This window comes from Acinetobacter sp. ANC 4558, from assembly GCF_002135375.1.
Lineage (GTDB): Bacteria > Pseudomonadota > Gammaproteobacteria > Pseudomonadales > Moraxellaceae > Acinetobacter.
The window spans coordinates 161596-175600 of record NZ_NEGH01000004.1 but is presented as its reverse complement, the minus strand read 5'-3'; the positions used below and the strand labels follow the sequence as shown (position 1 = coordinate 175600).

Genomic DNA, 14005 nt, shown 5'->3' with positions numbered 1-14005 from the left:
TTAAACTATGTCCCATCTATACAATCAACTTGTCTTAACAGACATCAAAAGGTGAAGGTTAATGCCGTTCAATACTGTTGAAGAGCTTGTAGCTGATATCCGTGCAGGAAAAATGGTCATTTTAATGGATGACGAAGATCGTGAAAATGAAGGCGATCTAGTCATGGCGGCAACACATGTACGCCCAGAAGACATTAATTTTATGATTACCCATGCACGGGGTTTAGTATGCTTAACGCTCAGTCGTGATCGCTGTCAACAACTTGCTTTACCCTTAATGGTTGGTCAAAATGGGGCTCAGCACGGCACGAACTTCACACTTTCAATTGAAGCAGCGCAGGGAGTTACCACGGGTATTTCTGCAGCTGAACGTGCACATACGATTCAAACCGCTGTCGCTGTTCATGCAAAACCACAAGATATTGTACAACCAGGGCATATTTTCCCATTAATGGCACAGCCTGGCGGTGTATTGCACCGTGCTGGACATACTGAAGCAGGTTGTGATTTAGCACGTTTAGCTGGTTTAGAGCCTGCTTCTGTCATTTGTGAAATTATTAATGATGATGGCACCATGGCTCGTCGTCCAGATTTAGAAATTTTTGCTGAAAAACATGGTTTAAAAATTGGTACAATTGCAGATCTTATTCATTATCGTATGACCAATGAGCAAACGGTAGAGCGAATTGATCAACAAACATTAGATACTGAATATGGTTCTTTTGAATTATTCCGCTACCGTGAAATTGGTAATCCTGATATTCATTTAGCCTTAGTCAAGGGTGAACCTAAAGAAGGTGTAACGACCGTTCGTGTTCATGGTTTTAATCCAACACGTGACCTACTGAAGCTCAACAAGCAAGGTGGTGAAGCTGCTTGGAATTTAGATAAAGCACTTTGTACCATTGCCGATAGCGAACGTGGTATTTTAGTTTGGATTGGTCAACGCCATTTACAAGATTTAGGTCCAGCTTTAGATACCCTAAAAACACCAAAGAATGTAAAATCAAATGCTGCACTTTCACAGCAATACCAAACCATTGGTGTAGGTGCACAAATATTACGTGATTTAGGCGTTGAAAAAATGAGACTACTAAGCTCTCCATTACGTTTTAATGCTTTATCTGGCTTTAATTTAGAGGTAGTGGAATATATCACTGCCGATCAAACATCACAGAAATAATCGAGGTTTCTATGGCAGTTCGCCGTATTGAAGGTTTATTACATCTCGCGAGCGAAGGTCGTTACGCGATTTTAGTGGGTCGTTTTAATAGCTTTGTTGTAGAACATCTATTAGAAGGCGCAATTGACACATTGAAACGCCATGGTGTATCAGAAGATAATATTACGGTTGTTCATGCACCAGGTGCTTGGGAACTTCCAGTTGTTGCAAAAAAACTCGCAGCTTCAGGTTGTTTTGATGCAATTATTGCACTAGGCGCAGTAATTCGTGGCAGCACACCTCATTTCGACTTTGTTGCGGGTGAATGTGCCAAAGGTTTAGGCGTCGTTGGTCTAGATACAGGTCTACCTGTCATTAATGGTGTATTAACTACGGACAGTATTGAACAAGCGATTGAACGCTCTGGTACAAAAGCAGGTAATAAAGGTGGTGAAGCCGCTCTTACCGCAATTGAAATGGTTAATTTGTTAAAGGCTATTTAACGTTATGTCGCAAACACTTCAAGCAGCTTATGCAGCAAAACGTAAAGCACGTCGCTTTGCTGTACAAGGAATTTATGAATGGCAAATGAGCCGCAATCCTGTACATGAAATTGAAGCACGTACACGTGTTGATAATGCAATGCACAAAGTGGATCTCGGTTATTATCATGAATTATTGACACAAGTGGTTGCTGATCATGTCACACTGGATGAACTTCTCATTCCTGTGCTTGATCGTGAAATTAATGCATTAGATGGTGTTGAACTTGCAACATTACGTCTTGGTGCATATGAATTACAAGAACATGTGGAAATCCCATATCGTGTAGTTCTCGATGAAGCCATTGAGCTTGCTAAACACTTTGGTGGTGCAGACAGTCATAAGTACATCAATGGTGTATTAGATCGTTTAGCAACTACTTTACGTGCAGCAGAAAAGCAACAATCTAACTAATCATTTGGGTCACATTGTTGTATGGCTGAGTTTTCAATTATCGACACTTACTTTAATCGTAAGAATTTAAACGCTATCGATTTAGGTGTGGGTGATGACTCAGCCTTGCTCACCCCTCCCTCACAGCAACAGTTGGTCATTTGTGCCGATACATTGGTTGCTGGTCGGCATTTCCCTTTAAATACAAATCCTCATGCGATTGGCTGGAAATCTGTTGCTGTTAATTTATCTGACATTGCTGCAATGGGAGCAACACCGCAAAGTATTTTATTGGCACTGAGCTTACCCCAAATTGATCATGCTTGGCTTAAAGGTTTTAGCCAAGGTTTATATGATTGCTGTGATCAATTCGGTGTAAGTTTAATCGGCGGCGATACCACACAAAGCCCTCACCTGACCATTTCAGTGACTGCCTTAGGTTGGATTGAACAAAATAAAGCAGTAAAACGTTCAGGTGCACAAGTTGGTGACTATATCTGTGTCAGCGGTACTGTTGGTGATGCTGCCTTTGCACTGCATCATTTAGGTCATCCTCTACAACAGCGTCTAGACTATCCAACGCCACGTTGTCATTTAGGACATCTATTAAAAGATTATGCGCATAGTATGATTGATGTTTCTGATGGTCTTGCACAAGATTTAGGACATATTCTAAAAGCTTCGCAGGTCGGTGCAATTCTCGAATTAGATTTATTACCCATTTCTCCTGCATTAAAAACATTAAGTTCAGAACAATACACCCAATATGCACTTGCAGGGGGTGATGATTATGAGCTCTGTTTTACCCTATCACCGAAGCAATATGATGAACTCTTAAAACAGAAATTAGATATAAAAATTACAAAAATTGGCAAAGTCATTTCAGAACAAACGTTAAATTTTGTTCAACATGGCAATCCAATTTTATTAAAATTCAATGGATATCAACACTTTGCATAAGCCACCTATTCAATTTAAACAGATGTCTTGGTTTAACCGCATCATTGTATTTTCTGGTGTCGGTTTCGGTTCAGGCCTTGTACCCAAAGCACCTGGAACCTTTGGTTCCGCATTTGCTTTACTCTTTATACCCATCTGGCTCCACCTTGGCTTTTGGAACTCACTCATTACCATGTTGATCATGTCATTGATTGGCATCTATATATGTGGACATACAGCAAAAATAATGGGGGTCCACGATGATGGTCGTATTGTGTGGGATGAGTTTGCAGGTCAGTCCATTACATTTTTACCGCTGATTTACTTTGGTTATATCAATGGCTGGTGGGTCTTTATTGCTTTCATCTTATTTCGTTTATTCGACATTTGGAAACCTTGGCCTATTCGCCTGATTGATCGTCAAATTGATGGTGGTTTCGGTATCATGTTTGATGATATTCTTGCTGGAATCTGGGCTGCGCTCTGCATCCTATTTTATCTAAATATTTCAATGGCTTAAACCCAGTTTTAAAAGGTGTGCTATGTCTACTTCTGTGATTATTCTTGCTGCAGGAAAAGGAACTCGAATGCGATCGAGTTTACCCAAGGTATTACAACCTCTCGCTGGGCGCCCTTTACTAAGCCATGTCATTGAAACGGCAAAAACCTTAAACGTACAAAATATAATTACCATTTTCGGTCACGGTGGTGAATTCGTACAAGATACGTTTAGAAATGAAAATATTCTATGGGTTGAGCAAAAAGAACAACTAGGTACAGGTCATGCTGTTCAAACAACGCTCAGTGTTTTGCCTACAGAGGGAATGTCACTTATTCTTTCTGGTGATGTGCCTTGCATTGGTCAAAAAACATTAAACCAACTTCTTAGCGTTTCACGTGAAACAGGCATTGGGATTGTGACTTTAACCTTGGAGGATTCAACAGGTTATGGTCGAATTATTCGTCATAATGGTCAAATTCAAGCCATTATCGAACATAAAGATGCAACAGATGACCAACATCAAATTAAAGAAATTAATACTGGAATTTACTGTGTGAGTAATGCCAAATTACATGAATGGCTTCCTCAATTAAGTAATAACAATGTGCAAGGTGAATATTACCTGACCGATATTATTGCAATGGCAATTGCAGATGGCCTACGTGTTGCATCTGTTGAACCTGAGTTCTCGTTCGAAGTTGAAGGCGTGAATGATCGTCTTCAACTTGCAGCTTTAGAACGAAAATTTCAAGCCTTTCAAGCAAAACAATTAATGCAACAAGGTGTTCATCTTATTGACCCAGCTCGTTTCGATTTACGCGGTAAATTAATTGCTGGGCAAGATGTACGTATAGACATTAATGTCATTATTGAAGGACATTGTGAAATTGGCAATAATGTTGAAATTGGCGCTGGATGTATCATAAAAAATACTAAAATTGCTGCAGGAACTATCGTTAAACCATATAGTATTTTTGAAGATACGCTTGTAGGTGAAAATACAATTATTGGACCATTTGCGCGATTACGACCTGGTACCCAATTAGCAAATGATGTGCATATTGGTAACTTTGTTGAAGTTAAAAACTCAAATATTGGTGCAGGCTCAAAAGCAAATCATTTCACGTATTTGGGTGATACTGAAATTGGAATAGATTCAAATATTGGTGCAGGCACCATCACTTGTAATTACGATGGTGTGAATAAATCTAAAACACTCATCGGCAACCATGTGTTTATTGGCTCAAATAGCTCTTTGGTTGCTCCAGTAAGCATTGGTCATGGTGCGACGGTTGGCGCAGGCTCAACAATTACACGTGATGTCATTGAAAATAGTTTGGCTGTTGAACGATCTAAGCAGTTTTCGAAAGAAAATTATCAACGTCCACAAAAGATTAAGAAATAAGAGGAATTTACTATGTGTGGTATCGTCGGTGGCGTTGCAGAACGTAATATCAGTCATATTTTGATTGAAGGTTTAAAACGTCTGGAATATCGTGGCTATGACTCCGCAGGTCTAGCCCTTATTAACCAAGGACAAGTCTTACGTGAACGTCGTGTAGGTAAAGTTGCTAATCTAGAACAAGCTGTTTTAGAATCTGATTTAAAAGGTACTTTAGGGATTGCGCATACGCGCTGGGCAACTCATGGAAAACCGACTGAACACAATGCACATCCTCATGTTTCTGGGAACGTGGCAATCGTTCATAATGGAATTATCGAAAACTACCAAGAGTTAAAAGATCACCTTAAAGATTTAGGTTATGTTTTCACATCTCAAACAGATACTGAGGTAATTGCACATCTGATTAATGATGCACTCAAAACAACACCAAGCTTATTGGCTGCTGTTCAACAGGTTATTCCTCTGCTTAAAGGTGCATATGCGCTTGGAATTATTCACACCGATCATCCAGATGAGTTAATTACCGTTCGTGAAGGTTCCCCTTTAGTCATTGGTGTAGGAATTGGTGAAAACTTTATTAGTTCTGACCAGTTGGCACTTCTTCCGATTACCAATCGTTTTATTTATTTAGAAGAAGGTGATATTGCACGCCTAACACGCAATACCATTGAAATTTTTGTCAATGGTCAACTCACTAGTCGCCCCACTAAAGAATTAGATGCAACAGTTACAAATGCCTCTAAAGGTGAATATAAGCATTATATGCTGAAAGAAATTTACGAGCAGCCTGAAGCAATTAAGCAAACCATTTCTCAAGCACTGAATGATGATCATTTACGTGAAGATTTTCTTGCTGATGCGGTTTCAGACTTTGCGAACATTCAACAAATTCAAATTATTGCATGTGGCACAAGTTATCATGCCGGTATGATTGCAAAATATTGGTTTGAGCAGCTCATAGATTTACCTTGTCATGTTGAAATTGCAAGTGAATATCGCTATCGCTCTCCTGTGATTGTGGATCGTACTTTATACTTATGCATTTCTCAGTCAGGCGAAACTGCAGATACTTTAGCTGCTTTACGCGATACACAAAAACGTGCTACAGCAAAAAATCTGAACATTATCACGATGGCAATTTGTAATGTTGCAACATCTTCAATGGTTCGCGAAACTAATCACTGTTTGCTTACATTAGCAGGCCCTGAAATTGGTGTAGCATCTACAAAGGCATTCACGACACAACTTGCTGCTTTATTACTTTTGGTATTAAAAATTGGTGAAGTTAAGCAAACCATTTCAGTAGCACAAATTGCCAAAATCATTACTGAACTTTGGCATATTCCTAAAGTTTTACTAGATACATTACAAAATGATGATGAAATTTTGGCTTTATCTGAGCTGTTTGTTGAAAAGCAACACTGTTTATTTTTAGGTCGTGGCACCCATTTTCCAATTGCACTAGAAGGCGCTTTAAAACTTAAAGAAATTTCATATATTCATGCAGAAGGTTATGCTGCGGGTGAGCTTAAACATGGACCGTTAGCACTTGTTGATAATGAAATGCCAATTGTTATTTTAGCACCACAAGATGAAATGTTAGATAAGCTCAAATCTAATATGGAAGAAGTTCAGGCACGTGGTGGGGAATTATTTGTCTTTGCAGATGAACATAGTGGTATTAAAGTCAAAGATCGTCAGCATGTAGTCAATGTTCCAAGTGTTGATCCTTTACTTGCACCTATTGTTTATAGCCTCCCAATTCAATTACTTTCTTATCATGTAGCCGTACTTCGTGGTACAGATGTTGATCAGCCTCGTAACTTAGCAAAATCTGTGACGGTGGAATAATATTTTATAATTTAAAATTGCTGTTGTATGAGATTAATAAAGTATCATCCTAAGTAATATAGTTTCATCTTAGGTAATAAAGTATCATCTCATATTGCTCAAATAACAATCGCCTGCTATTCTTAAATTAATGAGAGTAGCAGGCGATTTGCTATGGCGACTGAAAAATAACAAGACAATTGGATTAAAGAAGGTCGTGGTCAGGGCTACTTAAAGAGTTATAAACCTTGGGTGACTGTTCGTGATTTTGGTTCAAAAGGTCGCTCACATCGGGTATATGGACATACAACCAAACGTACACATCATTTATTGTCTGATTTAGAACTTGCAACCTTTTTACTTTTAGACTGGAATCCATCAGTTACTGATATTCGGGAACAGTTTCCTTTACCACTTCAAGCCACAACTCAAATTGCAGAACAAGCTCAAATTACTCATCCTAGAGTTCGTGATGCCCTACAAATTATGAGTTCAGATTTTTATGTAGATCGTAAAGATTTCAGGCAATCCAATTTTGCTCTGCAAACAAAATACGTAGCAGATTTAGAAGATATTAGAACCATTGAAAAACTTGAGCTGGAACGAAAATATTGGGAAAGTACAAAGACACCTTGGTACATTCTGACAGAAAAAGATATTCCTGCGACTGTACTTCACAATATCAAATGGCTCTATCCTGCCATGAGGGAATCGACCATCCCTGTTTATGAAAAGCTCGATGACTATATGCAGAAATTTGCTCAATATCCTCATCTCACATTAATTGAATTAAGTAAAAAAGTAGATCAGGCATATGATTTAGAACTGGGTTCATCGCTATCAGAAATTCGAGAGCTTCTTGCTCAACGTTATTTTATTTTTGATATCACCAAGGACTATAAAAAGCTCAAATTATCTGAAATTACATTAGGTGATATTGAAGTGTGGGAGGAAATTCGCCATGTTTCGAATCAATGATGTTTATAAGCTGCACGATACATCTTTTCGTATCCTTAAAATGACACTTTATCACATCGTATGGATTGATATTGATAGTCAGAGTGCTAACCCCTTTCTTATCGAAAAAAATGAGTTAACTAAATCTATAGAAGCAAACGAAGCTGAATGGATTGAAGATCCCTTTGCAGATATCGCATTGCTAAAAGTTGTTGAGGGAAGTATTCAGCATGGTCAACTCATTGACTCAGAACTAGATTTAAGATCATTACATCGGCATGATTTTTTAGTTCCATCTCATCAATCATGTCCTAAAACAGAACAAACCATCACCAATCCCGACGATATTTTTATTACGTCCAAATTGTTAGAGTTATTGACCTTGCCTCCCTCTGAGTCAGCCAGCTATGAACAATGGACGATGTTTTATTGTGAACTGGCTCGGCAGAATAACTGTATTCGGGGACAAAACCAAATCTTGCATGAGCGTATTCTAGAAAGAATAACTACTCGTTGGTCAAAGAAATGTTTAGAGCAATATTATTTAGCCGATTTAACTTCCGAGACCTCTTGGCTACACCACATTTTCAGAAAACATCGCAAAAGTTTTAGTTATCTGGAACATATCGTTACGATTGAGGCTTTAATCAATAGAGAATGGTCTTTTGCCGAAATTCTCAACCAAGTTCGCTCTTTCCGTAAAATAAATCAAAATAATCATGTAGATGCTCATAACAACCATATTACTGATCTCACCATAGCACAGCGAGAAAATTGGCTGAACTTAATCAAACAAAATGGCATAAAGCCTGCCCGACTTTTAAATGCTACTTTATATGCCTGGTTATACCGCCATGATAAACATTGGTTATTAGAGACCAATCAGGGGTTTCACCAGAAACATATTCCTCAAGGCACTAAAGTGGATTGGCATAGCCGTGATTTGTTCTTTGTAACACAGCTCATTAAGCTCAACAATGATTTACTATGGGATTTGGACAGTCCTAGACGTTCAGCAAATTGGTGGATGAAACAGACTTCCCATGTATCAACCCTTGAGAAAAATCTAGATATGCTACCTTTAACCAAATTATTTTTAGAACAATATAGCGAAGATATTGGGACATACCAGATTAGACGTTTAACCAAAACTTTCATTGAAATGAAAATAAAGGGGGAAGTTCTGCCTCGTTGGAAAATTCTACGCAAAGCAGGTCTAAGTGATGAGCGTATGGTTTCGGAAGCTGCTCGGTTTCTGCTCAATGTGTTGTAAGAATTTGAAGTGAGAGAAGAGTCCACCATTAGATAGCGTGGACTCTTTTTTGTTATAGCTTATTTAGTGGTATCCAACCATGACGTTCTGCCAAAATTTGCCATTCAGGCTTCTTTTCACCAATCATATAGTTACAATATTGAATAAGATTTTGAACAATCTGATTATTCCATCGTTCTAAAGATATAGGACCAGCCTTTCTAGCATAAGGATCTTCATATCTTTTTTTGCAGATCATACGCAACATACCTAATCATTGTTGTCACGATTTCATCATCAGAAACTATCTTAATTTTTCCAAGAGCAGTTATATGTGCCGAAATAGTTCGATACTCTGATAAAGACATTATTATACGTTCATAAATGCTTGCGGATTTAGCCATGAAAAATTCACACTTGAAATACTGAAAACAACTAATATTTATATAGTACATTAACTTTACAAAAGGTAAGGATGTTATGTCTAATTTTCAAGAAGGTGATATTGTTGAACTTAAATCAGGTAGTCCAAATATGACTATTACTGAGATAAATGGTAATGGCTATGCTGTTGTGGCATGGTATTGCTACGATAGTAATGAAATAAAAACAAAGCCTATCGAAACCACTGCTTTAAAGAAAAAACAAAATTCTTAAAACTTTTGGTCACTCTGAAGTCACATAACTTAATTTTATGTTAAATGATACATATCCAACTACACATCATAGTATGAGGACAGTGATCATTTTTTAAAGAAAAAATTTTCTAAATAGTTTCAACGAACTATAAGCCCCAAAACCCGAATCTTCTTGGTTGGTGCTATTCAGTAAAATTTCTTATTACAGAACTACTTTTGCATATAAAATTATCTATTACTAAATTGAATGTTTGATTACAGGTCTCAGTGAGGAAAGGCTTACAGAAGAAACCACTTCTTTTTTAAACTTTCTAATTCCTTAAATCGTCTCTTTTTGAATTTGTCTTGCCAGTTTCTCTATATGCTCTTTGATTTCATCAGGTGTATGTGCCGCATAACCAAACAGTACGGCTGCTTTTTGCGATGAAACCTGACAATATCGGGATAATGGTTGTACCGATAAACCTACTTGTATACATTGGGCTATAAAATCCTGCTCTGTCCAATTTGCTTTTAGCCAACATACCAGATGAATCCCTGAATCGGTAGATTGTACATCCAATACATTCGAGAGATGATGTTGAATCGCTGCAATTAAAGTCTGCTGCCGTTCATAACATGCTTTACGGATTTTACGCACATGCCGAGCATAATGACCATCTTTTATAAATTCAGTCAGTGCCACTTGTTCCAGATAAGAACTACGAGTGTCAGTATAATATTTTGCCAAACTAAATGTATCAATTAAGGCTTCTGGAACGACCATAAATCCAAGTCGAAATTCAGGAAACATCATTTTGGAAAATGTGCCTGCATAAATTACCCGTTGCTGTTGGTCTAAACCCTGCAATGCCTGAATCGGGTGTGTGCCATAACGAAACTCGCTGTTATAGTCATCTTCAAAAATCCATTTTTGTTGTTGAGCCGCCCAATCCAGTAAGGCAAAACGTCGGGCAAGGCTTAATGTACCACCCAGTGGAAACTGATGCGAGGGAGCAGTATAGACTAATTTACTGGCTGCATGGTGCTGAATAATCTCTGGAATTTTCATCCCCTCATCATCACTTTCAATCGGCTGCACAGTCACGTCAAAGCTACGAAATATATGAAGAGCCGAATCATAACCTGGTTCATCTAAGCATACTTGGTCATGTGGCTGTAACAGGGCATAAGCTGCCAGATGGATTGCCTGCTGTGTCCCATTCACTATCAGAATTTGTTCTTCGTTACAGTTTAACCCTCGTGTTGATTGGACGTATTGGCAAATTGCCTGACGCAATGGCAAATATCCTCTTGGGTCATGGAATTGTCCAAGTTGATAATAGGACTGTCGCCATGCTCGACCTAATAATTTCCCCCAAAGTTGATGGGGGAATAAGTCCACACAGCCCACACCGATATGAAACATTTTCTTTTCTTGGTTAGAAAAACTCTGCTGGTGCCAATGTGGCAATAAATTGGCGATATAAGGATTAATGTTGAGTGTTTGTGTGGACTGATATACCGCTTGTTGTCTATCATTTTGAATTTGAATCAGTTGGTCAGGGATAATATCGGCAACATACGTGCCTGAACTCGGTTTAGTGACCAAATAGCCCTCATCAAGCAAACGTTCCAACGCTGCCAAGACCGAATTACGGGAAATCAACATCATTTCTGCCAAAGCACGGCTTGAGGGCAATTTTGTACCCGCAGATAGGCGGCCCTCTAAAATCGCATCACGCAAAATACAATATAAACCGTCTTTAATCTGCTGTCCTTTGGGCAAAATTAAGTGTGGGAAATAAGCAGAAGGTGGCGTTGCCATGATTGAACTGGTACTTTAAAAAATATCCAAACTGTATCTTATGACAATACCATCATTAAAAATACACTCTGCTACTTAATTTTTAAATTTTCAGGGGTTGGGTTATGTCTGGTCAATACTCATCTTTTCAGCGTCATTCCAATGATTTGCTGCCCCCAATTATGGCAGGTTTAATCTCAGTCATTGTCAATTATGGCGGTACATTTATTTTAATCTTTCAGGCTGCACAGATGGCAGGACTTAGCCCTGAGCTTACCTCTTCATGGGTATGGTCGATTTCGATTGGGGTCGGTATCACAGGGATAATATTAAGCTGGTACACACGAGAACCGATTATTACTGCATGGTCTACCCCTGCGGCAGCTTTCCTGATTACTGCTCTTGTGACCGTACCTTATGCCGAAGCGATTGGGGCATATCTACTTTCTGCCTTTGCCTTTGTCATTTTAGGGATTACAGGCTATTTTGAAAAATTTATTCGCCTGATTCCGATTGGCATTGCCTCTGGTTTATTGGCAGGAATTTTATTACAGTTTGGGATTGCGGCCTTTACCAATATGACCATTGACCCATTTCTGGCGATTTCATTATTTTTTGTTTACCTCATCACCAAGCGTTTTTCAGCACGCTATGCCATTGTCAGCGTTTTAGTTTTTGGTTTTATTTTCCTGATGTTGCAATCACGAATTGACTTTGCTGGATTTGAGCTAAAATTGGCATCACCGATTTTTACCACACCTGAGTTTTCGATTAACTCAATACTCAGTATTGCCTTACCTTTATTCCTCATTACCTTAACAGGGCAATATATGCCAGGTTTTTTTGTGCTTAAAAATGATGGTTTTAAAACCAGTGCCAAACCGATTCTGGCTGTGACAGGTTTAGGCTCATTTATCATGGCATTTTTTGGTTCACATGCGTTTAATCTGGCTGCCATTACCGCAGCAATCTGTACAGGTAAGGAATCACATGAAGACCCATCAAAACGCTGGGTCGCAGGGATTGCCGCAGGGATATTTTATATTTTGGTCGGGATTTTTGGCGTGACATTGGCCGCAGTATTTACAGCATTTCCAACCGCATTTATTAGCACACTGGCTGGGCTTGCCTTATTAGGCACGATTTCAGGAAGCCTTGCCAATGCCATGAGTGATGTTGATAGTCGTGAAGCTGCTTTAATTACCTTTGTTGCCACTGCTGCCAATATTAGCTTATTTGGGATTGGTGGGGCATTCTGGGGATTAGTTCTAGGATTAATTTCTTATCTTGTACTGAATGGTAAATTTAAGTTCAGTTCATGAGTCAGCCATTGATATTCAGGGTATCACGCATACCCTTTTTGTAATTTAATCATCTTGAGGCAATCCATTGGAAAGAAGTGCTAAAGTTCTCTTAACTTACATCTCTATTGTTCATGCCATTAGTCATATTCATATTATGACTTTACCTGCTTTATTGCCCATTTTGCCAAAGGCGATCAATGTTTCCTTTATGGAACTGGGCATTGCAATCGGAGTGTTTAATGTGGTTTCTCTGCTGGTACAAGCCCCATTTGGCTTTTTAGTAGACCGTCTTGGGGCAAGAAAGATGCTGATTTATGCCCTGTTGCTGGGTACCATCAGTTTCACTTTAGTTTTTATCAGCACGTCTTATATTTCACTTATCGTTGCAATGGCATTGGCTGGTGTGGCAAATGGTGTATATCATCCTGCAAACTATGCTTTGCTTTCTACAGGCATTCCTGCAAAACAGATGGGTCAGGCTTTTTCCATTCATACTTTTTCAGGTTTCTTTGGTGCTGCAATTACACCATTGATGATGATTGGTATAGGCATGACCTTTGGCATAAATTGGGCATTCGCTTTGGCAGCAGTCATCAGCCTTGTTGGTCTATTACTGATGTTGAATCTCTCACAGATTCATATTCAGCCTCGTCAAGATGATAAGAAACAACAACATTCCCATATAGAAGTTCGCCCTCATGCTATCCATTTTTCAACCATTGCCATCCTGACCCTGTTTTTTACCTTGCTCAGCTTAAGCACAGGGGCAATTGAAAAGTTTTCTGTCAGTTCACTGATCAATGGACTACATATCGACCTCAACACAGCGAATTATTCTTTAACTGCATTTATGTTTTCGGGTGCATTTGGGGTACTGGCAGGTGGAATTATTGCAGATAGAGTTCAGCATCATTCAGTTTTTGCTGCGACAGCGTTTGGTAGTGCTGCCTTAGTGCTTATCATGATTATTTGTATGCCGATGTCTGCTTTGGCATTGGTGGCTTCGTTTGCCTGTGCTGGATTTTTAATGGGCGTCATTGCCCCATCCCGAGATATGTTGGTACGCAAGGCATCCCCCTGTCGGAGCAGAAGGACGTACTTTTGGTATTGTTTCCACAGGATTTAATCTGGGTGGCGTGGTTAGCCCCCTAATCTGTAGTTTTTTACTGGATAAAAAGTTAGCCATAGAGATTTTATGGTTAGCCGTTGCTTTTATTCTACTGACTGTAGTGATTATCTTTATTCAGGAGATGATGAATAGAAAAATATCCTAGATTTTTATATCAAAACTGGT

Annotated in this window: 14 protein-coding genes; 12 read left to right on the top strand and 2 right to left on the bottom strand. The window is 38.8% G+C overall.

All coding sequences use genetic code 11. From position 1 onward, the window contains the following. Window positions 1-61 precede the first annotated feature (61 nt). The 9 genes from ribBA to B9T31_RS06850 all read left to right on the top strand — a co-directional run bounded on the left by ribBA (window position 62) and on the right by B9T31_RS06850 (window position 9004). A complete protein-coding gene (gene ribBA / locus B9T31_RS06890; protein WP_086181222.1) occupies window positions 62-1183 on the top strand; it encodes a bifunctional 3,4-dihydroxy-2-butanone-4-phosphate synthase/GTP cyclohydrolase II in 1122 nt (373 codons plus the stop codon). A gap of 11 nt (window positions 1184-1194) precedes the next feature. Beyond that, entirely contained in the window at window positions 1195-1665 is a 471-nt protein-coding gene (gene ribE / locus B9T31_RS06885) for a 6,7-dimethyl-8-ribityllumazine synthase (protein WP_086181221.1), read from the top strand. Between the two features lie 4 nt (window positions 1666-1669). Then, window positions 1670-2119: a transcription antitermination factor NusB gene (gene nusB, locus B9T31_RS06880; protein ID WP_086181220.1), complete on the top strand. Its 450-nt coding sequence runs from the start codon at window positions 1670-1672 to the stop codon at window positions 2117-2119. Between the two features lie 21 nt (window positions 2120-2140). Continuing rightward, entirely contained in the window at window positions 2141-3058 is a 918-nt protein-coding gene (thiL, locus tag B9T31_RS06875) for a thiamine-phosphate kinase (protein WP_086181219.1), read from the top strand. Next, window positions 3036-3557 carry a phosphatidylglycerophosphatase A gene (locus tag B9T31_RS06870; protein WP_086181218.1) on the top strand — a complete coding sequence of 174 codons (522 nt, stop codon included), beginning with the start codon at window positions 3036-3038 and terminating at the stop codon, window positions 3555-3557. Before thiL ends, B9T31_RS06870 begins: the two co-directional genes overlap by 23 nt. A 22-nt stretch (window positions 3558-3579) precedes the next feature. Beyond that, window positions 3580-4944 carry a bifunctional UDP-N-acetylglucosamine diphosphorylase/glucosamine-1-phosphate N-acetyltransferase GlmU gene (glmU, locus tag B9T31_RS06865; protein WP_086181217.1) on the top strand — a complete coding sequence of 455 codons (1365 nt, stop codon included), beginning with the start codon at window positions 3580-3582 and terminating at the stop codon, window positions 4942-4944. Between the two features lie 12 nt (window positions 4945-4956). After that, entirely contained in the window at window positions 4957-6795 is a 1839-nt protein-coding gene (gene glmS / locus B9T31_RS06860) for a glutamine--fructose-6-phosphate transaminase (isomerizing) (protein ID WP_086181216.1), read from the top strand. A gap of 183 nt (window positions 6796-6978) precedes the next feature. Then, on the top strand, window positions 6979-7752 hold the full coding sequence (locus B9T31_RS06855) for a TnsA endonuclease N-terminal domain-containing protein (protein WP_086181215.1): 774 nt from the start codon (window positions 6979-6981) through the stop codon (window positions 7750-7752). Next, a complete protein-coding gene (locus B9T31_RS06850; RefSeq protein WP_416202527.1) occupies window positions 7736-9004 on the top strand; it encodes a TnsD family Tn7-like transposition protein in 1269 nt (422 codons plus the stop codon). Before B9T31_RS06855 ends, B9T31_RS06850 begins: the two co-directional genes overlap by 17 nt. A gap of 52 nt (window positions 9005-9056) precedes the next feature. On the opposite strand, the gene B9T31_RS06845 is transcribed toward B9T31_RS06850, so the two are convergent. Further along, a complete protein-coding gene (locus B9T31_RS06845) occupies window positions 9057-9242 on the bottom strand; it encodes a hypothetical protein (RefSeq protein WP_086181214.1) in 186 nt (61 codons plus the stop codon). A gap of 221 nt (window positions 9243-9463) precedes the next feature. Between B9T31_RS06845 and B9T31_RS06840 the strand changes: the two genes are divergently transcribed. After that, window positions 9464-9640, top strand: a complete 177-nt coding sequence (locus B9T31_RS06840) for a DUF2158 domain-containing protein (RefSeq protein WP_086181213.1) — start codon at window positions 9464-9466, stop codon at window positions 9638-9640. Between the two features lie 300 nt (window positions 9641-9940). On the opposite strand, the gene B9T31_RS06835 is transcribed toward B9T31_RS06840, so the two are convergent. Then, window positions 9941-11428, bottom strand: a complete 1488-nt coding sequence (locus B9T31_RS06835) for a PLP-dependent aminotransferase family protein (protein ID WP_086181212.1) — start codon at window positions 11426-11428, stop codon at window positions 9941-9943. Between the two features lie 104 nt (window positions 11429-11532). Here B9T31_RS06835 and B9T31_RS06830 point away from each other — a divergent pair, with 104 nt between their 5' ends. Together B9T31_RS06830 and B9T31_RS06825 are read left to right on the top strand one after the other, a co-directional pair. Next, entirely contained in the window at window positions 11533-12729 is a 1197-nt protein-coding gene (locus tag B9T31_RS06830) for a benzoate/H(+) symporter BenE family transporter (RefSeq protein ID WP_086181211.1), read from the top strand. A 136-nt stretch (window positions 12730-12865) separates the two neighbouring features. After that, window positions 12866-13837 carry an MFS transporter gene (locus B9T31_RS06825; protein ID WP_265733380.1) on the top strand — a complete coding sequence of 324 codons (972 nt, stop codon included), beginning with the start codon at window positions 12866-12868 and terminating at the stop codon, window positions 13835-13837. Window positions 13838-14005: the final 168 nt, after the last annotated feature.

What these genes read in the sequence shown, in the direction of transcription:
- ribBA (WP_086181222.1), top strand. Translation starts at nt 62, where the DNA reads ATGCCGTTCAATACTGTTGAAGAGCTTGTAGCTGATATCCGTGCAGGA.
- ribE (WP_086181221.1), top strand. Translation starts at nt 1,195, where the DNA reads ATGGCAGTTCGCCGTATTGAAGGTTTATTACATCTCGCGAGCGAAGGT.
- nusB (WP_086181220.1), top strand. Translation starts at nt 1,670, where the DNA reads ATGTCGCAAACACTTCAAGCAGCTTATGCAGCAAAACGTAAAGCACGT.
- thiL (WP_086181219.1), top strand. Translation starts at nt 2,141, where the DNA reads ATGGCTGAGTTTTCAATTATCGACACTTACTTTAATCGTAAGAATTTA.
- B9T31_RS06870 (WP_086181218.1), top strand. Translation starts at nt 3,036, where the DNA reads ATGGATATCAACACTTTGCATAAGCCACCTATTCAATTTAAACAGATG.
- glmU (WP_086181217.1), top strand. Translation starts at nt 3,580, where the DNA reads ATGTCTACTTCTGTGATTATTCTTGCTGCAGGAAAAGGAACTCGAATG.
- glmS (WP_086181216.1), top strand. Translation starts at nt 4,957, where the DNA reads ATGTGTGGTATCGTCGGTGGCGTTGCAGAACGTAATATCAGTCATATT.
- B9T31_RS06850 (WP_416202527.1), top strand. Translation starts at nt 7,736, where the DNA reads ATGTTTCGAATCAATGATGTTTATAAGCTGCACGATACATCTTTTCGT.
- B9T31_RS06845 (WP_086181214.1), bottom strand. Translation starts at nt 9,242, where the DNA reads ATGATCTGCAAAAAAAGATATGAAGATCCTTATGCTAGAAAGGCTGGT.
- B9T31_RS06840 (WP_086181213.1), top strand. Translation starts at nt 9,464, where the DNA reads ATGTCTAATTTTCAAGAAGGTGATATTGTTGAACTTAAATCAGGTAGT.
- B9T31_RS06835 (WP_086181212.1), bottom strand. Translation starts at nt 11,428, where the DNA reads ATGGCAACGCCACCTTCTGCTTATTTCCCACACTTAATTTTGCCCAAA.
- B9T31_RS06830 (WP_086181211.1), top strand. Translation starts at nt 11,533, where the DNA reads ATGTCTGGTCAATACTCATCTTTTCAGCGTCATTCCAATGATTTGCTG.
- B9T31_RS06825 (WP_265733380.1), top strand. Translation starts at nt 12,866, where the DNA reads ATGACTTTACCTGCTTTATTGCCCATTTTGCCAAAGGCGATCAATGTT.